Here is a 21,322-nt window from a genome sequence, read left to right on the forward strand (position 1 = left end):
GAGGAAGCACTTGACCTTTCCCCGAGATTAGTACCAATCCCCTTGATGAGATTTTCCAGCTTATGCTGCTTGCTTGGCATACGCAATAGGCGGCATATAGTTCAGTGAACTATGAGGGCGAACATGGTTGTGGTGTTCACGCCACTTCTCGATTTCGTATCTGGCCTCGTCCAAGGTTCTGAACCAGTGCTGGTTCAGACATTCGTTCCGGAATTAGTCGACCACTACAACCGCTTCCAGCTCACGGTTTGGCAGCACTCCCTATGGTCAGTGACCTTGGCAGTTCAATTTCCAAGTAACAAAAAAGGGCCATCCTTACGGATAGCCCTCAGGGGTTAATTGGCAGATAAGCTTACTTGTAAAAAGCTTCTACTGTGCCTTTGATGGTCATCAGCAGGGGCTGGCCGCGGCGGTCGAGCGCTTTGTGAGAGGCGACTTTAATCCAGCCTTCGCTGATGCAGTATTCTTCCACGTCATTGCGCTCTTTGCCATTGATGCGAATGCCCACATCGAACTCAAACACTTCGGCCACATGGTGTGGGCTGCGTGGGTTGATAGAAAGGCGATCCGGCAGAGCGGGGGGTACTTTGGTATCGGTCATTATCATCATCTTGGGTAAATAAAACTCGCGATATTGTAGGCAATCCCCCAATCTGGCTCAATAGCGGCGAATGGCTTTATCCACACGGTTTATGCCCTTTTTATCAATCCAATCAGCCAATTTGGTTGTTCGGCTATGGGCTAAACTTTATCTGACTCGATTGCACGCCCGTTGATATGTGAATCAATAGAGTCAGATTCCAAACGATTAACGGCGTATGCGACGAGCCGGCAGCTGAAGTTGTTCTATTGGCCAAATACCTTATCCCCAAATCCAATAGAAATAGTACTTGGGAAAGCCCCAAGAAAAATCGGCGCAAGGCCAAAGCCTGCGCCGATATCATGGGGTGGATTATCCCCTTATCTTACTTGTTTACATCAGCCGTCAACGATTACTGCAAATCGAACCTATCCAGCTCCATCACCTTGGTCCAGGCTCTGCCAAAGTCCTCAACGAAGCGGGTCTTGCCATCGTCTGCGGCATACACTTCAGCAACGGCTCTGAGTTCTGAATGGGAACCAAACACTAAGTCGACCGGCGTAGCCGTCCATTTGAGTTTGCCGGACTGACGATCAAGGCCCTGATAGAGACCAGCCTCCTTGCCCTTTTCCCAACGAGTGGACATATCCAGCAGGTTAACGAAGAAGTCGTTACTGAGCTTGCCTGGGCTTTGGGTGAACACCCCATGCTTGCTGCCGCCGCTGTTGGCATTCAGCACTCTGAGACCGCCGACCAATACCGTCATTTCAGGAACCGTCAGGTTTAGGAAGTTCGCCTTTTCAATCAGAGCTTCGGCCGGTGATGCCGGGCTTTGATCACTGAAATAGTTTCTGAAGCCATCGGCCTTGGGCTCAAGCACGGCAAAGGAATTTACATCTGTTTGGGCCTGAGTCGCGTCCATCCGCCCGGGATGAAAGGCAACATTGACTTTAAACCCGGCATCGGCCGCAGCTTTTTCTATGGCTGCACTGCCGCCCAAGACAATGAGATCGGCCAGCGACACCTTTTTACCGCCCTTGGCTTTCTTGTTGAAATTCTTTTGGATTTTCTCAAGTTTACCAATGACTTTCGCTAATGCCTTGGGGTCATTTGCCGTCCAATCGCTCTGGGGCTTCAGAGCGATTCTGGCACCATTGGCGCCGCCACGCATATCTGTGCCACGGAAAGATGACGCCGCGGCCCAAGCCGTTTTCACCAGCTCAGGCACGCTGAGGCCTGAATCCAAAATGGCCGCTTTCAGTTGTTTGGTATCGGCCGCATCGATCAAAACATGATCGACCGCTGGGATAGGGTCTTGCCAGATCAGATCTTCAGCAGGCGCATCTTTGCCCAGGTAGCGGGTCTTCGGCCCCATATCTCTGTGGGTCAACTTGAACCAGGCCTTGGCGAAGGCCAGCTCAAACTCGGCCGGATTGTTGAGGAAACGGGTCGTGATTTCGCGGTAAATGGGGTCTTCCTTCAGCGCGATATCACTGGTGAACATGATGGGAGCATGACGTTTGTCGGGGATATGGGCGTCAGGCACCAAATTGGCGGCCTTGCCATCGGCAGGGATCCATTGAATGTGGCCGGCCGGACTCTTGGTTTGTACCCAATCGAAAGTATAGAGCCAGGTTAAGTATTCCATGGTCCACTTGGTGGGGTTGGAAGACCAGGCACCTTCCAGGCCGCTGGAAACCGTATCTTCCGAGTGACCTTTACCGCAGCGGTTTTTCCAGCCAAGGCCCTGCTCCTCTATTCCGGCGGCAGCGGGTTCTGCGCCGACACACTTGGCAGGATCATGGGCGCCGTGAGCCTTACCGAAGGTGTGACCACCGGCGATCAGCGCCACAGTTTCTTCATCATTCATGGCCATACGGCCAAAGGTATCGCGTATTTCCTGGGCGGATGCCAAGGGATCGGGCACGCCGTTGGGACCTTCCGGGTTCACATAGATGAGCCCCATCTGGGTGGCTCCCAAGGGTTTGGCCAATTCACCCTTTTCATTGTGGCGTTTATTGTCGAGCCACTGTTTTTCGGCGCCCCAGTTAACCTTTTCGGCTTCCCAGTCATCAGTGCGGCCACCGGCAAACCCGAAGGTCTTAAAGCCCATGGACTCCAGGGATACGTTACCGGCCAGCACCATGAGATCGGCCCAGGAGATCTGGCTGCCATACTTTTGCTTAATTGGCCAAAGTAAGCGGCGAGCCTTGTCGAGACTGACGTTATCGGGCCAACTGTTGAGAGGTTCAAAACGCTGCTGACCACCACTGGCACCGCCGCGACCGTCAAAGATGCGATAAACACCGGCACTGTGCCAGGCCATACGGATAAAGAAAGGGCCATAGTGACCATAGTCGGCGGGCCACCAGTCCTGGGAAGTGGTCAACGTGGTTTTGATGTCGGCTTTGACGGCGTCCAAATCCAAAGAGCCAAAGGCCTTGGCATAGTCGTAATCGGCGCCGTAGGGATTGGATTCAGCGCCGTGCTGGCGCAGTGGCGATAGATCCAGTTGCTGCGGCCACCAGTAGGCGTTGGTTGTTGCGGCCTGAGACTGAGCGGCCGATGGCGACTGCGCCGCTTGGGTACTGGCTGCGCCAAATACCATGGCAACAGACAGCGCCACCGCGGTCAGAGATGGGATACTTGATTTCATGTTGGAAGTCCTCTTCCTTGGTGAAGGGGGGGATAAGCCACTCCCCAGATTAAAGTGCCGCGAATGCCGGCGCCTTTAGTAAGCGCGCCTTAACAAACGAGCACAGTTAAACAGCGGCGAATACGGCCTGCCGCTGCTCACTCCAAAGTAATGAGGAAACTTATTCGCGACTAACGATTAAATCAGATTGTCGTAATCTAAAAAGAAGCGTCATCTAATTTAGAGAATGATGTTCTATAGTTATCCAACTATCTCCGGTGCATTCCTAACCCGGTGAGATTGACACCATTTCAGCCAGCTCAAAAACATAAACCTGCTATTAAGCCATTCTACTTAACCATTCTCTAAGCCATTCTCTAAGCCAAAGATTGGAAGTCAGTAATTGCTATCAAATATTCGTGTTTAAACCCACTTTTGAGCGCAAAAGGGCTTGGCCTGTCTGTCTTTGGCAGAGAGTAATGGCTCACCCAGTGCAGTATTCAGCGGCCAGTCTATCGCTAAGTCGGCATCGTTCCAGACAATGGCGCCTTCATCTCCGGGCTGATAATAATCGCTGCACTTGTATATCACCTCGGCCGGGCCCTTGGTCACATAAAAACCATGGGCAAACCCCGGTGGGATCCACAGCTGACAGCGGTTCTGTGCCGATAAATACAAACCGTGCCACTTTCCAAAGGTGGGAGATTGGGGACGAATATCGATGGCGACATCGTAAATCTCACCGCTGATAACCCGAATCAACTTACCCTGGGGATATTGGCACTGAAAATGAAGCCCCCTAAGCACTCCAGCGCCAGAGCAACTGTGATTTTCCTGCACCAGAGTCACTGGGGGCTGAGCAGAATCCGCTAAGGCTTGTTCAAAAACCGAAGCGCGGAAACACTCCATAAAAGAGCCTCGCTCATCCTTAAGCATCTTTGCTGTAAACAGGATAAGGCCGGGTAGAGGTAGAAATTCAATATCCATCAACAATGACATAATAAGCAACTATATACGGGCATAATATCATTTCGCATACGTGTTGACTCGCCGAGTCAAAAGTGAAAAGTACCTCAATTCCAAATTGATTGGTACTTGTCATAATTTAATTGACCACCTTAATAATGATGTGGTTGCAGAATTTTTATTTAAACCATTGCCGGGTAATTGGGGCTATACACGCCGAAATGTAACGGCAAGCCACAGCGGCACCTGGATAGCTAACCGAGTCATGATGAAACAATGGACATAAGGAGGGATAGATAATAAAAAACCACCCGAAGGTGGTTTTAATTCACCTTATTAAAGGTGAGTGGTGGAGCTAGACGGGATCGAACCGTCGACCTCTTGCATGCCATGCAAGCGCTCTCCCAGCTGAGCTATAGCCCCGAAATTCTGTCAAAAAACAAAATCTCTCGGAAAATGTGGCATCCCCTAGGGGATTCGAACCCCTGTTACCGCCGTGAAAGGGCGGTGTCCTAGGCCTCTAGACGAAGGGGACCCCGGACTCACTATTTAAACTCTGTGATAGGAGTATTTGGTGGAGCTAGACGGGATCGAACCGTCGACCTCTTGCATGCCATGCAAGCGCTCTCCCAGCTGAGCTATAGCCCCGAAATTCTGTCAAAAAACAAAATCTCTCGAAAATGTGGCATCCCCTAGGGGATTCGAACCCCTGTTACCGCCGTGAAAGGGCGGTGTCCTAGGCCTCTAGACGAAGGGGACCCCGGACTCACTGTTTAGACTCCGTGATAAGGAGTACAGGTTTTACGAAACACTGCGAAAATTGGCATCCCCTAGGGGATTCGAACCCCTGTTACCGCCGTGAAAGGGCGGTGTCCTAGGCCTCTAGACGAAGGGGACCCCGGACTCACTGTTTAGACTCCGTGATAAGAGTACAGGTTTTACGAAACGCTGCGAAAATTGGCATCCCCTAGGGGATTCGAACCCCTGTTACCGCCGTGAAAGGGCGGTGTCCTAGGCCTCTAGACGAAGGGGACCCCGGACTTAAGCATTTAAACTCGGCTTAAAAAGAGCTTATTGAGAGAAGTTGGTGGAGCTAGACGGGATCGAACCGTCGACCTCTTGCATGCCATGCAAGCGCTCTCCCAGCTGAGCTATAGCCCCAAGCTATCTCTCATTACATTTGAGTGTACTGCCAGCAACTTGCTGCCCTGTGTCTCAACTGCGAGGCGCATTCTATGCAGCACACCCAAATGTGTCAACGCCTTTTTTAGGAATTTATTCTAGCTGCTACAAATTCAACCGCTTTGGAGATTCTTTGCTCGCAACGAGCTTTCCCAATGAGAAATAAGGTTAAATCCACAGCTGGAGACTGACCGGCACCTGTCACGGCCACCCGTAAAGGCATACCGACTTTACCCATTCCCACCTCAAGTTCGGTCGCCGTTGACTCAATGGCATTGTGAATCGCTTCCACGGTCCACTCAGACAGAGCCGCTAACTTCTGCTGTACCCGTTGCAAGGGCTCCAATGCAACCCCGCGCAAGTGTTTCTTGGCCTGTGCTTCATCAAACGCTTCGAAGTCTTCATAGAAGTAACGGCTGGAGGCAGCCATCTCTTTGAGTGTCTTGCTGCGCTCTGCCAATGCAGTAACGATTTCAGCCAGGGCCGGGCCATTACTGGTATCTATCTGCTGATCACGCATGTGCCATTCGAGGAAACCGGCTACATATTCTGGATCCAGCGACTTCATATAGTGCTGGTTCAACCAAATCAGCTTCTCGGTATTGAATGCCGAAGCCGCCTTATTGATATCGTCCAATTTGAAGAACTGCTTCATCTCCTCCAAAGAGAAGATCTCCTGATCGCCATGGGACCAGCCCAAACGCACCAGATAGTTCAGCAATGCTTCCGGCAGATAACCGTCATCACGATACTGCATTACGCTCACGGCGCCGTGACGCTTGGAAAGCTTGGCACCATCGTCACCCAGGATCATGGATACGTGGGCATACTCAGGGACAGGTGCACCGAGGGCCTTGAGGATATTGATCTGTCTAGGAGTGTTGTTGATATGGTCTTCACCGCGAACCACGCAAGTGATACCCATATCCCAGTCATCAACTACCACACAGAAGTTATAGGTAGGTGTACCATCGCTGCGGGCAATGATTAGATCATCCAGTTCTTCGTTGGCAATTTCAATCCGGCCACGAACATGATCATCAAAAACCACGCTGCCTTCCTGGGGGTTCTTGAAACGCACGACATATGGTTCATCAGTATCACGAGGAGCGGCATCACGGCAGCAACCATCATACTTCTGGCGTTCACCCTTGGCAGCCTGCTCTTCACGCAAAGCTTCGATGCGCTCACGAGAGCAATAACACTTGTAAGCTGTGCCCTCTTTCAGCATCTGAGCGATGATCTCATTGTAACGATCGAAGCGCTTGGTCTGATAGTAAGGACCCTCGTCCCAATTCAGGCCCAACCATTCCATCCCTTCCAGAATGGCATCAACCGCCTCCTGAGTAGAACGCTCAAGATCCGTATCTTCGATACGCAGCACAAACTCGCCATTATTGGCACGGGCGTGCAACCAGGAGTATAGAGCCGTACGGGCACCGCCCACATGAAGAAAGCCGGTAGGGCTGGGAGCAAAACGCGTCTTGGTGGTCATAATTGAACACTAACCTTAAGAATAAACGCCTGTCTGGCAGGCAAATGAAAAGTGTGCATATTCTAGCAGCCTAACCCTACAGGGGAAAAGGGCTCTGGCCGACAGTCTCCGAGATAGGTATTGCTCCCATAGCATGTTCAGCCGAGCCTTAGCTCGGACAGCGGAGACTTTAGCTCTATCGACCATAATCCCAATGCATCTTTCACGTTGACTAAATTTTCAACTACGCTTCAAGAAAGCATCTTTTTTTGGAATAGAAGCGATGACAGGAATCAGTCAGTCGGCTTCCCTCGCCAGCATTGCGGCCTATTTGAAGCACACCAACGACTACGACGAGCAAACCGCGCAAAAAGAAGCCAGAGAAGTGATGCATAATCTGGTGACCATGCGTCAAAAAGGTTTTATTACCGGCTGGTACTTTGATGAGCAGGGACACCTTGAGCTGTTACCCAGTGACGCTGTACTCAAGCGTATAGACCCACCCAAGTAATCTCCAACCCCATTAGTGCCCATCACCGGCAACACTGTGAGCTGGGTCTCAGCGTACAGCAAAAAGCCGTAAGCAACATCAAATGAACTACACTTTAGCAACCAACAAGTTACAACCAAGTCCCAGGGTTGGCGCACGACTTTGCGTTACCCAATACAGACCTTAGGGAAAGTCGGCTGTATTCCCGCTGGAGATACGCACTTTGGGGTACGTATTTTTCAATAACTCAAGAGCATATAAAAAGGACACATCATGAGTGCATTCAATCCTTCCACACTCTTTACCCAGCCACTGAAAACCCTTGCCAAAGTGACGGCTTTGGCCGGCGCATTGGCGAGCTTCTCGGTTCTGGCAGAACCGGTAGAGATAAAGTTTTCCCACGTTGTGGCAGAAAACACTCCCAAGGGCCAGATGGCACTCAAGTTCAAGGCCTTGGTCGAAGAACGCCTGCCGGGTGAATATCAGGTCAGTGTGTTCCCCAATTCACAACTCTTCGGAGACAACAATGAGCTGGCCGCGCTGCTGCTCAACGATGTGCAGTTGGTTGCGCCATCACTTTCCAAGTTCGAGCGTTACACCAAAAAACTGCAGTTGTTCGATCTGCCTTTTCTGTTCAAAGACATGGCCGCTGTCGACAAGTTCCAGCAGAGTGAAGCCGGGCAAAAACTGCTGAACTCCATGAAACGAAAAGGCGTTGTTGGTCTCGGCTATCTGCACAATGGTATGAAGCAGTTCTCTGCCAATGAGCCGCTGCTGCTGCCCAAAGACGCCAGCGGCAAAAAATTCCGGGTTATGGCCTCTGACGTGCTGGCGGCTCAGTTTGCCGCCGTCGATGCAACTGCAGTGAAAAAGCCCTTCTCCGAGGTGTTTACCTTGTTGCAAACCCGCGCCATAGATGGTCAGGAAAACACCTGGTCCAATATTTACTCCAAAAAATTCTTCGAGGTGCAGAGCCATATCACCGAAAGTAACCATGGTGTACTCGACTACATGGTGGTGACCTCTAACACGTTCTGGAAGAGCCTGCCCGGCGATAAGCGGAAAATCATCAAGGAAGCGCTCGATGAAGCCATTGCCTATGGCAACAAGATTGCCGGTGACAAGAATGACCAGGACCGCCAGTTGATCATCGACTCCAAACGCTCTTTGGTAGTTGAGCTCACCCCTGAGCAACGCCAGGCCTGGGTTGATGCAATGAAGCCGGTATGGGCCAAATTTGAAGACCAAATCGGCAAAGACGTGATAGATGCCGCCGTGGCCGCCAACCAGTAAGTCAGTATGGGGGCTCCGGCCCCCGCAATTTCTGCGGAGAGCAATATGATTTCACGCGCCTTGGGCTACTTTGAGGAAGGCTTTCTCAACTTATTGATCACCCTGATGACGGTACTTGTCTTTGTCGAAGTCGTTGCCCGCTTCTTTTTCAATACAGGGTTTCTCTGGATGCAGGAGCTGACATTGACCCTTTGTGGTTGGTTTGTCCTCTTTGGCATGTCATACGGCGTTAAAGTCGGTGCCCATATAGGTGTCGATGCCTTCGTCAAAAAGCTTCCCAGGACAGGCCGCAAATACGCCGCCATGCTGGCTGCGGTCATCTGTTTGATCTATTGCGGCCTGTTCCTTAAAGGCAGCTGGGATTACCTCAGCCAGATGTATCAGATTGGGATACCCATGGAAGATATCGACTTCCCCCATGCCCTGGTGGCCAAACTGGACCCCGACTTTGCCTGGGAGACCTTGCGCATAGATGTGGAAGATCCGGCGGTGCCACTGTGGATCTCCCAAAGCATTCTGATTATCGGTTTTGCCATGTTGACCTGGCGTTTCATTGAACTGTTTTTTGCCATTCTGACCAACCGCTCACAAGGATTCAACTTCCACGATGAAGCCAAGGAAAGCATGCACCTGGCAGACGAAAACGAAGCCAGCGAAGACAAAAACAACTCCAAGCATGAGTAGGTAATGCCATGACAATAGCGACCCTCTTTATCGTCTTATTTGTTTGTATGCTGCTCGGCATGCCCATTGCCATTGCACTGGGTTTCTCCAGCATGCTGACTATTTTACTGTTTTCCAACGATTCGCTGGCCTCTGTGGCCCTGAAGCTCTATGAGTCCACTTCAGAGCACTACACTTTGCTGGCGATCCCTTTCTTTATTCTGTCCTCGGCCTTTCTCTCTACCGGCGGCGTTGCCAGGCGGATCATCGACTTTGCCATGGACAGTGTCGGCCATATCCGCGGCGGTTTGGCAATGGCCTCGGTCATGGCCTGTATGTTGTTTGCCGCCGTCTCCGGCTCTTCTCCAGCCACTGTGGCGGCTATCGGCTCCATAGTTATCGTCGGCATGATCCGCGCCGGATATCCGGAAAAATTTGCCGCCGGGGTCATTACCACCTCAGGTACCCTGGGAATACTGATCCCACCATCGATTGTGATGCTGGTGTATTCGGCGGCCACTGAAGTGTCCGCAGCGCGGATGTTTATGGCCGGACTGATCCCGGGGTTACTGGCGGGGATGCTGATCATGCTGGCCATCTATATAGTGGCCCGTATCAAGGGATTACCTTCCCTGCCCTTCCCCGGCATTGGCAAGCTCTCTATCTCAACGGCCAAGGCGCTGGGTGGCCTGATGCTGATTGTCATAGTGCTGGGTTCCATTTACGGCGGGGTCGCCAGCCCCACGGAAGCCTCGGCGGTCGCCTGTATCTATGCCTATTTCATTGCCGTCTTCGGCTATCGCGATATCGGGCCACTGAAAAATGTCGCCTGGCGCAATCCTGGTGAGCCAATAGTCAAAGCCATAGGCCGCAATCTGGGGTACAGCTTACTGGGGTTACTCAAGACACCGGCCGACAGAGAGATACGCGCCGTCGTCAGGGATGGCGCCAAAGTCAGTATCATGCTGCTGTTTATCATAGGCAACGCCATGCTGTTCGCCCATGTATTGACCACAGAGCGGATCCCTCACATGATTGCCGAAAACATAGTCGGCATGGGCCTGCCGGCCTGGGGCTTTCTCATCATAGTCAACCTGTTGTTGCTGGCCGCAGGTAACTTTATGGAGCCATCAGCCATTTTGCTTATCATGGCGCCTATCCTCTTTCCCATCGCCACCCAGTTGGGGATCGACCCCATTCACCTTGGGATCATCATGGTGGTCAATATGGAGATAGGAATGCTGACGCCGCCGGTGGGGCTTAATCTGTTTGTGACCTCGGGGATCACAGGCAAGAGCATAGGTTGGGTAATCCACGCGTGCCTACCTTGGCTGCTGCTGTTACTGGGGTTCCTTATTCTGATCACCTATGTTCCTCAAGTGTCCCTGTTCTTGCCTGAATACTTGGATTCACTGCGAGGATTTTAATCATTGAAGTCAAAAGCACTATCGGCAGCTGTGATGGCTGTCGAAGCACCATATTGTTAACCTAATAGAAGCGCGTTTCCAAAATGGCTGCAGATTGAATAAGCCCTTGCTCCAGGCAAGGGCTTATTCAAAAGGATACACAAACTGTCGAGGTTTTTATCCAACCCCTACCGACAAGATGCATAGATATGACTTTGCATATAAAGACTACCTCAACGATACCCCCTGAGGCGTGTCCAGCTCCTGTTTGAGCGGCTGCTTTTGCCGCCAACTAAGGCGCCAGACCGCCAATGAAGTCAAAAACAGCAAAATCATCGACCCAGTCACCACACCTTGCCATTCTCCCCGCTGCCAGAACAGCATCAGGAAGGGCCCGCCCATTGCGGCGCCCAGGTAATAACAGCACAGATACAGAGAAGTCGCCTTGGCTCTATGGCTGCTGGCACGCATAGCCACAAAGGAGTTACAACAGCTGTGGGTGATAAAGAAACCGCAGGAGGTCAGTAAAAAGCCCACACATATCCACACCTGAGTATCCAGCAAAGTCAGCAGGCTGCCACACAACATCAATGGTAGGGCGATCCTAAACAGCGGCAACTGCCCATAGCGGGTGATCCATCGAGCCGTATAATAAGATGCCAGCGTGCCGCTTAAATAGCAGAGAAAGATCAACGTTGCCTCAAACCGGCTCCAGTTATACGGTGATGCCATCAAGTGCAGTTGAATAAAGCTGTACTGGTTAACCATCATCATAAACGCCAATCCACCGATTAAATAAGCCAATCGCATTTGATTGTCGTTGAGATGATACACAAAGCCCCGTAGGTCTTCCCGGCCACCGCGCCAGAAGCGCCACTGTTTTGGCAACCGTTCTCGCTTGGCGGCACTGACCGCATTGGGCAACAAGTAACTGACCAGCGCCACTCCGAAAAGACTCACCGCCAGCAGCAACCACATGGCATCCTGCCACAACAGATGTTGCGACATAATCCCGCCCAATAAACGTCCACTGATCCCCCCAAGGCTGTTGGCGGCAATGTACACTGCCGCCGCCTTGAGCATGGTCGGTGGACTGAGTTGCTCCTTGAAGTAAGCCATGGCAATGGCTGGCACCGCCGCCAGCAAGATCCCCTGAAGCAACCTCACCGCCACCAGGGCATTGAAGTCTTTGACAAAGACCAACAAAATATTGGACAGCGCCAGAACCCAGAGGCTGATAACAATCGGCTGATGACGACCAATCCTGTCCGAGACGATGGCATAACCGAGCAAGGAAAACGCTAGCGTAAAGCTGGTAACTGAAAGCACCAGAGTCGACTTGGCCGCCGTTACCTGAAAATGCTCGGCAATGAGGGGCAGCATCCCCTGCATCAGATACAAGTTGATATAAACCACCACAGATGCCACACACAGCGCCCAAATCAAACGGGTATCCCTTAGCTGTCGTCCAGCCGTTTCCACCTTTCTCACTCTAGTCCTCAATACAAAAACTACTACTGCGGTAAAGGTTAGCACCGAGCCAAACATAACAATAATAGATAAATAATATCGTTTTCATCAATTTTTGTTATGCTAAAAAACAGACTCCCAAGAATAAATGGCGATGTAAGGCAAGACGTGGATATCAGACAATTAAAACACTTAGATACCTTGGTTAAATACGGCAGTTTTACCCGGGCGGCAGAGAAACTGAACTTGGCCCAACCCGCCCTCAGTCAGAGTATCAAACGACTGGAACAATCCCTCGGTGTCACTCTGGTCGATCGCAGTGGCAGTCGTCAGGAGAGTGGCATTCGCCTCACTGCCGAGGGGCTGGCGCTGCATCAACATGCGGTATTGATCCTCAAACAGCTGAGTCAGGCCGAGGCGCATATTCGGGCCATGGCCGAGCTGGCCAAGGGGGAAGTGCGAATTGCCGTGCCCGGTATGTTGGGCTCTTTCTACCTGCCATCACGAGTGATGGCTTTTCGCCATCAGTACCCGGACTTGAAGCTGTCGCTGTTTGAGGGAGGTACCCGCGATGCCCTGAGGATGCTGGAGCAGGAAGAGGTAGACATAGCCATCATTACCGCCAATGACCTCAAGCCCGAATTCGAATCCTGTCTACTGGTCAAAGAGCAGATGGTGGTGGCTTCAAGCCCTGAACACCCCTTGGCCACGAACGAGGCCGTAACGCTAGAGCAGTTTTTCGCCCACGAGTTGGTGATGTTCAAACCCGGTTATTTTCATCGTGAATGGATGCTGAGCCGAGCCAGAGAGCTGCAACTCGAGCCTAGGATCGCCTTTGAAACTAACCTGATCAACCTGATAAAACAGATTGTCAGTCAAGGATTTGCCGTCACCAGCGTGTTGGAAATGGTGGTCAATGAAAGGGATGACATCATAGCCCTGCCCTTCTCACCGCCTGTACATCTCGACCTGCATATTGCCTGGAAGAAGCAGCGCCCGGTGAGCCAGGCCGACCGGGCCTTTGTAGAGTTTTTGTTGGCCAATAAATAACAGGCCCGGCGGAACCCGGGCCTTTCGATGTATTAGTGGCTCATCTCAGCGGATCACATGGGCTCGTGTTTAAGCACCGCCCTATCCAGCTTGACTCTCATCACTTGCGGATCCCGCTTCAGCTTTTCAAGCACAGCCAGGAGATCGCTGCCTTCACTGGCGGCCAACACCAGCAGCTGAGTGTCATTTTGCCAATCCAACCTCAGGCCTGAATCGGCAGCAAAGGCCGCGGCATCAACACCAGGCTTGAGTTTGACCACCAGCTTTCCGGTCACTGTCGCAAATGGCTCGCCGGCCTCAGTCACCAGTTGCTCTCCCTGGCTCAACCTGCTGGCTTTCTGCACACCTTTGTCTGTCTTGACATAAAAAGTATCCTTCAGTCCGAGGAAGTCGGCTCTATCGCCCTGTTGCTGATACTGCTCGCCGTTATCTGCAAAAGGATTTTTATCATGCGCCATCGTAGGAGCCGCCAAAAGTGTCAGCCCCATGGCCATCATTGCTGTTGAAATCTTCATCTGTTACTCCTTAAGATGCTGCCTTGGCCTTGTGGCCATGAAAACGAATGGACCAGCCCTTCAACATACCGTTACTCTCATTGGGAATACTGATATAGCCCTTGTCATATTTGAGGAACTGATATTCACCGCTGTTCACATCTATCAGCTTAATGGTCCACACACCTTTGGTGTTTTCACCATAGAAAGCATTTGAGAGCATAGGCGTCTTATCATAGCCTTTGACCAGGTCATCCGGATCGTTGGGATCCATCACGCCCTGATACACCAAGCCATTGAAAGGCGTCATCAACACACTGCGGGTACCTGCCGGAGACACCAACTCAACCGCCAGATCAGGAAGACGCAGATGATCGGCGCTGAGCTCAATCTGCACCGCTTCCACCACCAAATCCTCGGCAACCTCAAGAGAGTCTGAAACCCCGGCAAGACTGGCATCCGGAATCGCCTTATCAAGATCCTTTTCACTGGCAATCCAGTCAGTCAACAGATACTCACCCAAGTCTGCCTTGTAGTCCTTGGCCATAGCTACAGCCGCACTGACATCTACCCTGCCAAAACCATACTCATTGTGGAAATGAAATCCTGCGGCGTTGTCCTGCCAGGCTGAGATAGCCTCATAGACAGGCGCCTTGTCCCCCTCACCGATAGCAACCGTCTTGGCGGGTATATCGGCATCCACCTTGGTGGCAGTCGAAGCCAAGATATGGCGAATATCACGCCAGGAAAGAGAGGGGTTGGCACTCATAATCATGGCGACTGCACCACTGGTATTGGGCGCTGCTGACGATGTTCCGTTCATGGTAGAACGATAGTCACATTCCAGATTGAGTGGATGCAGGCCGCCGTCAAAAGGCGTTGATGGGCGCTCTTCGGTAACCGAACTCCCCTTGTCACAGCCGGCTCTGTCCGTGGTCACAATGGCAGGATCATCTTCACCATATTCCCCACCCGGCGCAGTAACGAACACATTGGAACCTACAGAAGAATAACTTGAGCGCTTACCGGCTGCATTGATTGCCGATACCAGGAGGTTATATACATTGGCATTGTCGGAGGACATGTTGGCATTATGGAAGGGCAAACCGTGGTTGGGCACTTTGCCTTCTTTTGGCGCACTGAAATAATCACCGGGGATCCAGAAGGTATTGAACGCCTTGTAATATTTGTAGCCATTACCGGCAGACTTGACAAAAATGCTGCCCTTGCCGTCAAAACTGTCTTTGGTAATAGCACCATAGACCTCATTTTCATCTTCATCAAATCCATGGGGGAAAGGCACTGAATAACCATAGCTCTGGTTAAACACCCTGGCATTGTCACTGTAAGCACTGGCACCGTGGGACTTGGCGAAGTTCTCAAAGGTTTGTACGCTCTTGACCTTACCGCTGGGATCTCTATCAAGGAAGTTAAAGCCGATAAGATTGGCATCGGGGGCAACACCGCGGCCGCCAAGGCCATTCCAACCGGCAGCGGCTATGATCCCACCAACAGAAGTACCGTGCGAAGCACTGTCGGCAAATGGCGTAGGATCGATAGTGCCGGTGATCAGGTTATAGGAGCCGCCTTCAATAACATTGGCCTTGAGATCCGGGTGACTAATCTCCAGACCATCATCTACCACAGCAACAATAACGCCTTTACCGGTAACACCTGAGGCAATAGCATCACTGACATTCATGTCTTCACCGGCCACACCGCGATTCTTGGCAAAGGCGTTTTGGCCGGTGTTTTTCAAGTGCCACTGATGCTGATACAAAGGGTCGCCACCGTCGATACGCAATGTCAGCGTTGAGACAGACTCGCTCTTGCCGTCACTGACTTTGAAGCGCACGACTTCAGTGCCTTCCAACGCATCGGTCTGATAGCTGAAGCTGCCCTTGGCCGCATCATTGATGGTCAAAGTCCCTAACTTGACTTCGCCGGGATCCACTAACGAAAAGGTTATCCCTCCTTCGGCATCTCTTCCTTCCAGTTGACCATCCAGGCGTACCGACTGACGAACGTCATAGGTCACATCCTGACTCTCAGGGGCTGTATTAACCGGCTCAGGTGCCTTGTTGTTGTCACTGCCACACCCCGCCAATAAGACTGCGGCTATGCTCAGCGCAATAATCGACTTATGCATACTTCTTTTCCTTTTGATAATAAAACGCCATACCGCCGAAAACAGGTTTTCGGAAGCAGATTTTTAATAGGTATGGCGTACTTTTTATTGTTATAGCTTGGTCAAAATCAAGCGTTAACATATGTATCACATGTAACAATCAATTCAACAAGAGAAAAGTAACAAGCAGGAAAAATCCTAAATATAATACGGAATACGTTATTTGAGGTGCTTTATGATAAGCTAAACAATGAACCCATAAGCTGATGAATATAAAAACAATTATGCATCGAGAACAGATTATAAACATAATAAAAACAGCATATTGTTTAAATAATTAGTTACAAATTGCTGAACAGGCTTTATTTTTAAAAAGCCGATTATTAACAGAAAGGTATCATTTTATAAGAGAGGTTTTTCAAACGCGGGGAAATTTTAAGGTTGTTTTATAGTCACCGCATAGATGACTATAAAATAATAAAACTACTGGGCATCCGGTTGATTTTCAGGTGCTGCATCAATAAAGGCCGGCAGAGTCAGGCACTCATCATTAATACGGCAAATATTGGGGTAAGGAGACAAGTCGATATTAAAACGCTTGGCATTATAAACTTGAGGAACCAGACAGATATCCACCAGGCTGACCTGGTCACCGAAACAATACCTGCCCGAGTACTGCTGCAGCTGTTGCTCCAATGCACCAAATCCCTGTTCGACCCAGTGGCGATACCAATCATTCTTGGCCGCGTCATCCAACTTGAGCGTCCCGGTCAGATACTGCAACACCCGCAAGTTATTCAAAGGATGGATCTCACAGGCAATCCCCATCGCCATGGCCCTGACCAATGCCCGCTGCTCAATATCACCCGGCAACAGCGCCTCACCGCCAAAGGCTTCATCCAAATATTCAATGATCGCCAGCGATTGGGACAACACCAACTCGGCGCGCTCGTCGGTGTCATCCGTCACCACCAAAGCCGGCACCAACTCCTGCGGGTTAAGCGCCTTGAAAGCGGCCTGATGCTGCTCGCCGCCATTGCGCACCAGATGAACCGAGAGCTGCTCGGCGCAAAGCCCCTTGAGGTTGAGTGCAATTCGCACCCGATAAGCGGCGCTGGAGCGCCAGTAACCATATAATTTCAACATAAGTTGTTCTCCCAAAGCTCGCTAACCTTAGATTGCGACTCCGCCCTGGTGATGTTTTATCCAAAGCCTTAACGCTGACACATTCGAAGGCAATACCAAGCCGGTATAAAAACCAACGGGGCTTCATCTTTATTGAGAGCCCCGTTTTGTTACCGAGTTATTTTACTCGACTATATACTCAACTACCTGCTGATCTATCGTGCCAAAAATGCTGTGCCCGGCATCATCCAGCATTTCGATTCTGACCCTGTCTCCAAAGCCCATAAATGGCGTTACCGCCTTGCCCTCGGCAATCACTTCCAGCATGCGCTTTTCAGCCAAACAGCTGGAACCTGCGCTTCTGTCATAGTTGGAAATAGTGCCAGAACCTATGATGGCACCGGCGCCCAGGGGGCGGGTCTTGGTGACATGGGCGATCAGCTCGGCAAAGTTGAAGGTCATATCCACCCCGGCATTGGGCTTGCCGAACAGTTCGTTGTTCAGATGGGTGATCAGCGGCAGGTGAACCCGAGTGTCCTGCCATTTATCCCCCAGCTCATCCGGTGTGATTGCCACCGGCGAAAAACTGCTGGAAGGTTTGGACTGGAAGAAGCCAAAGCCCTTGGCCAACTCGGCCGGGATCAGGTTACGCAGCGACACATCGTTAACCAGCATCAACAGCTTGATGTGAGAGGCGGCGTTTTCAGCACTCACGCCCATGGGTACATCATCTGTAACCACGGCAATTTCCGATTCGAAGTCTATGCCCCAATCTTCGCTTGCCAGCGGGATATCGGCTCTGGGAGCGATAAAGCTGTCTGAACCGCCCTGATAGACCAGGGGATCTGTCCAGAAAGACTCCGGCATTTCGGCGCCGCGGGCCTTACGTACCAGCTCAACATGATTGACATAAGCGCTGCCGTCGGCCCACTGGTAAGCGCGGGGAAAAGGTGACAAACAACGGCTCTCGTCAAAGTCCTGAGTATTGTCCAACATGCCGGCATTCAGGGCATCGGAAAGCTCTCTGAGCTGAGGTTCCAGCAGTGACCAACTGTCAAGCAATTGCTGCATGGTCTGGGCTATGGCGGGGACAGCCACTGTCTTCTTCAAATCTCGGCTGACCAACATGAGTTGACCATCGCGGCGTCCATTGTCATATGTCGCTAATTTCATACCTGCTCCTTCCTGTCTCTGCCCGGATTAATGGTTTTCATCAGGCTATGTGCCCAACTCAATCCGTTTCTGTTATCCCGCCAGTAATACCTCATGCCGCGGGCAATGAAAACTCTGTGACTCACTTCACATTTAGCCGCTCTAAGAACGGGTTTGTAAACTTTCACTGACACTTGCGCCCCGCAAGCGCCGGCAAAGGCTTTGCGCTCAAGGAATGGCTAAATATCAGCCATTCCGGCGGCAAATCCGCTTTACAGGGCTTCAGCGCTTCTTGCTGATCTCATATTCCCTGAGTTTATTGGCAATGGCGGTATGGGATACCCCCAACTTTTTCGCCAGTTGGCGGGTACTGGGGTACGCCGGATAGAGACGCCGCAGCAAACCGGCTTCAAACTGTTTCATGGCCTGATCCAAGGTGCCTTCAAACTCCTTGTCGAAATAGCCAAAACCTTCGGCATAGGAAGGCAGTTTCAACTGCTCTACGGTCAATTCGGCCGAACCATCCCACATGGATACCGCTCTGAACACGGCGTTTTTCAGTTGCCGCACGTTACCGGGCCAGGCATAGGTCAACAGGTGATCACGACAGGACGCCGAGATCCGCCGCACCGGGCTGGACAGTTGCTGGCTGTAGTGTTCGAGAAACATTTCCGTCAACGGAATAATATCGACCCTGCGCTCACGCAGCGCCGGCATATGGAAACTCAGTACATGAATGCGGTAGTAGAGATCTTCACGGAACTCGCCGGTCTGACACAGCTCCGCCAAATTCTTCTGAGTCGAACAGATGATACGGACATCGGCGCGCACCTCTACATCACCGCCGATACGGCGGAAGCTGCCATCCTGCAGTAAACGCAACAATTTGACCTGAGCGGCCTTGGACATCTCGGCTATTTCATCGAGGAAGACGGTGCCGCCCTTGGCCTCTTCGAAGAAACCCCGTTTAACCACTTCTCCGTTGCTGACATAACCAAACAGCTCCTCTTCCGCGGCGCTGTCGGGCATGGCGGCGCAGTTGATGGCGATAAAGGGTTTCTCCCTTCGCATGCTGGCATCGTGACAGGCTCTGGCCATCAGCTCTTTGCCTGTGCCGGTTTCCCCGGTGATCAGCAAAGGCGCATCCAGCTGCGCCATACGCTTGGCTTGCTTGAGTACCTCTTTCATCTTGTCGCTGACGGCCAGCACTGAATCGAAGCCACTGCTCTGGCTCTGCAGCGCGTTGAACTGTTTGCCCACCCGCGCTGGCGACTTGAGTGCCACCACGGCGCCGGCGAGAATACTCTTGTCGTTTTCATCCGGTAGATAGATGGGCAGCATTTCGGCCAGATATTCATTGTTGCCAATAGAGACCCGAGTGGCCTGCGCCAACACCTGGGGCTCGCTGAGCCAACGGCCGAAATTAAAACCTTGCACCCAATGATTGAGGGATTCCTCTATCACTTCATGTTCGGCCATGTCCAGAATAAGCAAGGCCGACTCGTTAACGATACGAATTCGCCCCTTACCGTCGAGGGAGAACACGGCATCCGGCAGGGTTTTCAAGAGGGTTTTGAGGGCGTAATGCTCCTGCTCCGAGGGCATAAAGGAAACGGTTCTGACGTCGTGCACCCCTTCTACCTTACGGATCTGGGGCATCAACTCACTCAAGGTCTCGAAGCCGACCTCGGCAAACTGCAAATATAAGAATCCCTTGTTACTGGCATCGATAGCGATAAGGTTAATCCCGTATCGCTCCAGCACCATTAAAATATCCTTGGCTAAACCAACGCGATCCTGACAACTGACTTCCAAGCGCATAACTGTCATTCCCTTTTATAATTCAGATTCTTTGGGATTATCGCCTGCATAAAGAGGTCGGCAGACGATGTAAAAATGCGCCCTATACGTTAGAAGGTTCTGAGACAAGTGGCAAGCTCGCTTTACAGCGGATTTGTAACAAAGGGAAAGGATTCAGTGTGAAGGGATAATCAACACACTGAATATATTAGAAAAAGATTAATCCAACAACTGGTCTGTCTTGGCAGCCATGATAAAGTCGTTACGATGCAGCCCCTTAATGGAGTGCGACCACCAGGTCACAGTCACCTTGCCCCATTCAGTCAGGATCCCCGGGTGGTGAAACTCTTCTTCAGCCAAGTCCGCCAGCTTATTGCTAAAGGCCATCGCCTGGCGGAAATTTTTAAACTTGTAAACCCGCTCCAGCTGCATGATGCCATCGCGCACCTGCACGCCCCAATCCGGGATCATCCGAATAAGCTCGGCAAGCTCGGCATCTGTCACCTTGGGAGCATCGGCGCGGCATGCTTCGCACTTCATATTGGCCAGTTCAGTCATAACATCTCCTTGAAAGTGGCCAGCATGCTTGCACACAGGCCATTACCGCCAGTATCAGCTGGCTTTGGGTTGAAATTTGGGGGTAAAGAGTCCCAGTCGTTTGGCTTGGGTAACCGCCTTCATAATGTCCATGCGGGCGATTTCATCCAGAAAATCGATATGCTCTATCTCGTAATAGATGGGCTGCATAATGTCTATCCGATAGGGAGTGCGCAACACATCCAGCAGTTCAAAGGGTCTGCGCTCCGGTGTGTCGCTGAAGGCGTACAGCGTCTCGCCAGGCGAGCTCAAAATGCCCCCACCGTAAATTCTCAGGCCGTCGGTCTGGGTACGCAGCAAACCAAACTCCACGGTAAACCAGTAGAGACGCGCCAAAAAGACCCTGTCTTCCTTGCTGGCATCCAGCCCCAACTGACCATAAATATGGGAGAAATGAGCAAAGGCCGGGTTGGTCAGCAAGGGACAATGACCGAAAATCTCATGAAAGATATCCGGCTCCTGCAGGTAATCAAACTCCTCCCTGCTGCGGATAAAAGTCGCCACCGGAAACTCCTTATTCGCCAGGAGTTCAAAGAAGCGCCCGAATGAGATAAGCGCCGGCACCGCCGCTGTCTTCCAGCCCGTGGTATCCTGCAACACGGCATCCAGCTCGCCCAGTTGCGGGATCCTATCTTTGGGCAAGTCCAACGCCTTGAGCCCCTGCATGTATTCGTCGCAGGCGCGACCTGGCAAGTTGTGTTCCTGGCGGGCATACAGCTCCTGCCAGATGACGTGTTCATCTTGCGGGTAATCTATTCGGCCATCACTGCCTGGGTGACGAGCCACATATTGAGTTGCTTTACTCATGGTCCATACT

Annotated in this window: 17 protein-coding genes, 7 tRNA genes and 1 pseudogene; 5 read left to right on the top strand and 20 right to left on the bottom strand. The window is 51.6% G+C overall.

The features are described 5' to 3' along the window. Positions 1 to 60 precede the first annotated feature (60 nt). From K5621_RS13570 to gltX, 12 genes and pseudogenes are all read right to left on the bottom strand, one after another. Positions 61 to 213: pseudogene (locus K5621_RS13570) on the bottom strand (integrase core domain-containing protein); the annotation flags it as partial. Positions 214 to 352: 139 nt separating this feature from the next. Continuing rightward, positions 353 to 601 carry a DUF3297 family protein gene (locus K5621_RS13575; protein ID WP_025011888.1) on the bottom strand — a complete coding sequence of 83 codons (249 nt, stop codon included), beginning with the start codon at positions 599 to 601 and terminating at the stop codon, positions 353 to 355. Positions 602 to 992: 391 nt separating this feature from the next. Beyond that, positions 993 to 3,236, bottom strand: a complete 2,244-nt coding sequence (katG, locus tag K5621_RS13580) for a catalase/peroxidase HPI (RefSeq protein WP_221049495.1) — start codon at positions 3,234 to 3,236, stop codon at positions 993 to 995. Positions 3,237 to 3,638: 402 nt separating this feature from the next. After that, positions 3,639 to 4,214 carry a dTDP-4-dehydrorhamnose 3,5-epimerase gene (gene rfbC / locus K5621_RS13585; RefSeq protein WP_245003083.1) on the bottom strand — a complete coding sequence of 192 codons (576 nt, stop codon included), beginning with the start codon at positions 4,212 to 4,214 and terminating at the stop codon, positions 3,639 to 3,641. A 314-nt stretch (positions 4,215 to 4,528) separates the two neighbouring features. After that, positions 4,529 to 4,604: transfer RNA gene (locus tag K5621_RS13590), tRNA-Ala, on the bottom strand. Positions 4,605 to 4,640: 36 nt separating this feature from the next. Then, positions 4,641 to 4,716: transfer RNA gene (locus K5621_RS13595), tRNA-Glu, on the bottom strand. A gap of 37 nt (positions 4,717 to 4,753) precedes the next feature. Beyond that, a tRNA-Ala gene (locus K5621_RS13600) sits at positions 4,754 to 4,829 on the bottom strand. Positions 4,830 to 4,864: 35 nt separating this feature from the next. Beyond that, a tRNA-Glu gene (locus K5621_RS13605) sits at positions 4,865 to 4,940 on the bottom strand. A 62-nt stretch (positions 4,941 to 5,002) separates the two neighbouring features. Next, positions 5,003 to 5,078 (bottom strand) — tRNA-Glu (locus K5621_RS13610). Positions 5,079 to 5,139: 61 nt separating this feature from the next. Beyond that, positions 5,140 to 5,215: transfer RNA gene (locus K5621_RS13615), tRNA-Glu, on the bottom strand. Between the two features lie 51 nt (positions 5,216 to 5,266). Beyond that, positions 5,267 to 5,342, bottom strand: a tRNA-Ala gene (locus tag K5621_RS13620). A 106-nt stretch (positions 5,343 to 5,448) separates the two neighbouring features. Beyond that, positions 5,449 to 6,858: a glutamate--tRNA ligase gene (gene gltX, locus K5621_RS13625; protein ID WP_221049496.1), complete on the bottom strand. Its 1,410-nt coding sequence runs from the start codon at positions 6,856 to 6,858 to the stop codon at positions 5,449 to 5,451. A gap of 262 nt (positions 6,859 to 7,120) precedes the next feature. On the opposite strand from gltX, the gene K5621_RS13630 reads away from it, so the two are divergent. From K5621_RS13630 to K5621_RS13645, 4 genes are all read left to right on the top strand, one after another. Next, positions 7,121 to 7,348 (top strand): hypothetical protein, encoded by a 228-nt coding sequence (locus K5621_RS13630; protein WP_025890110.1) that lies wholly within the window; start codon positions 7,121 to 7,123, stop codon positions 7,346 to 7,348. A 252-nt stretch (positions 7,349 to 7,600) separates the two neighbouring features. Beyond that, positions 7,601 to 8,620: a TRAP transporter substrate-binding protein gene (locus tag K5621_RS13635; protein ID WP_162207324.1), complete on the top strand. Its 1,020-nt coding sequence runs from the start codon at positions 7,601 to 7,603 to the stop codon at positions 8,618 to 8,620. 45 nt (positions 8,621 to 8,665) lie between these two features. Further along, on the top strand, positions 8,666 to 9,304 hold the full coding sequence (locus K5621_RS13640) for a TRAP transporter small permease (RefSeq protein ID WP_100145303.1): 639 nt from the start codon (positions 8,666 to 8,668) through the stop codon (positions 9,302 to 9,304). Between the two features lie 8 nt (positions 9,305 to 9,312). Further along, positions 9,313 to 10,710, top strand: a complete 1,398-nt coding sequence (locus K5621_RS13645; RefSeq protein ID WP_100145301.1) for a TRAP transporter large permease — start codon at positions 9,313 to 9,315, stop codon at positions 10,708 to 10,710. Positions 10,711 to 10,917: 207 nt separating this feature from the next. On the opposite strand, the gene K5621_RS13650 is transcribed toward K5621_RS13645, so the two are convergent. After that, positions 10,918 to 12,180 (bottom strand): MFS transporter, encoded by a 1,263-nt coding sequence (locus tag K5621_RS13650; protein ID WP_245003084.1) that lies wholly within the window; start codon positions 12,178 to 12,180, stop codon positions 10,918 to 10,920. A 147-nt stretch (positions 12,181 to 12,327) separates the two neighbouring features. Here K5621_RS13650 and K5621_RS13655 point away from each other — a divergent pair, with 147 nt between their 5' ends. Beyond that, positions 12,328 to 13,209, top strand: coding sequence for a LysR family transcriptional regulator (locus tag K5621_RS13655; protein ID WP_100145297.1), 882 nt, complete (start codon positions 12,328 to 12,330; stop codon positions 13,207 to 13,209). Between the two features lie 53 nt (positions 13,210 to 13,262). On the opposite strand, the gene K5621_RS13660 is transcribed toward K5621_RS13655, so the two are convergent. The 7 genes from K5621_RS13660 to phhA form a co-directional block, all read right to left on the bottom strand. Then, positions 13,263 to 13,724 (bottom strand): hypothetical protein, encoded by a 462-nt coding sequence (locus K5621_RS13660; protein WP_245003085.1) that lies wholly within the window; start codon positions 13,722 to 13,724, stop codon positions 13,263 to 13,265. Positions 13,725 to 13,734: 10 nt separating this feature from the next. Continuing rightward, the gene (locus K5621_RS13665) at positions 13,735 to 15,852 is read right to left on the bottom strand and encodes a S8 family serine peptidase (protein WP_221049498.1); all 2,118 of its coding nucleotides are present in this window, start codon (positions 15,850 to 15,852) and stop codon (positions 13,735 to 13,737) included. A gap of 462 nt (positions 15,853 to 16,314) precedes the next feature. Beyond that, entirely contained in the window at positions 16,315 to 16,974 is a 660-nt protein-coding gene (gene maiA, locus K5621_RS13670; RefSeq protein WP_025888342.1) for a maleylacetoacetate isomerase, read from the bottom strand. Between the two features lie 165 nt (positions 16,975 to 17,139). Next, positions 17,140 to 18,129 carry a fumarylacetoacetate hydrolase family protein gene (locus K5621_RS13675; protein WP_093982647.1) on the bottom strand — a complete coding sequence of 330 codons (990 nt, stop codon included), beginning with the start codon at positions 18,127 to 18,129 and terminating at the stop codon, positions 17,140 to 17,142. 261 nt (positions 18,130 to 18,390) lie between these two features. Next, on the bottom strand, positions 18,391 to 19,929 hold the full coding sequence (gene tyrR, locus K5621_RS13680) for a transcriptional regulator TyrR (RefSeq protein ID WP_100145293.1): 1,539 nt from the start codon (positions 19,927 to 19,929) through the stop codon (positions 18,391 to 18,393). Positions 19,930 to 20,127: 198 nt separating this feature from the next. Continuing rightward, a complete protein-coding gene (locus tag K5621_RS13685) occupies positions 20,128 to 20,466 on the bottom strand; it encodes a 4a-hydroxytetrahydrobiopterin dehydratase (RefSeq protein WP_025010903.1) in 339 nt (112 codons plus the stop codon). A 54-nt stretch (positions 20,467 to 20,520) separates the two neighbouring features. Beyond that, positions 20,521 to 21,312 (bottom strand): phenylalanine 4-monooxygenase, encoded by a 792-nt coding sequence (gene phhA / locus K5621_RS13690; RefSeq protein ID WP_221049499.1) that lies wholly within the window; start codon positions 21,310 to 21,312, stop codon positions 20,521 to 20,523. Between the last annotated feature and the right edge of the window lie 10 nt (positions 21,313 to 21,322).

Origin of the sequence: Shewanella carassii, assembly GCF_019670705.1 — a bacterium.
GTDB lineage: Bacteria > Pseudomonadota > Gammaproteobacteria > Enterobacterales > Shewanellaceae > Shewanella > Shewanella carassii.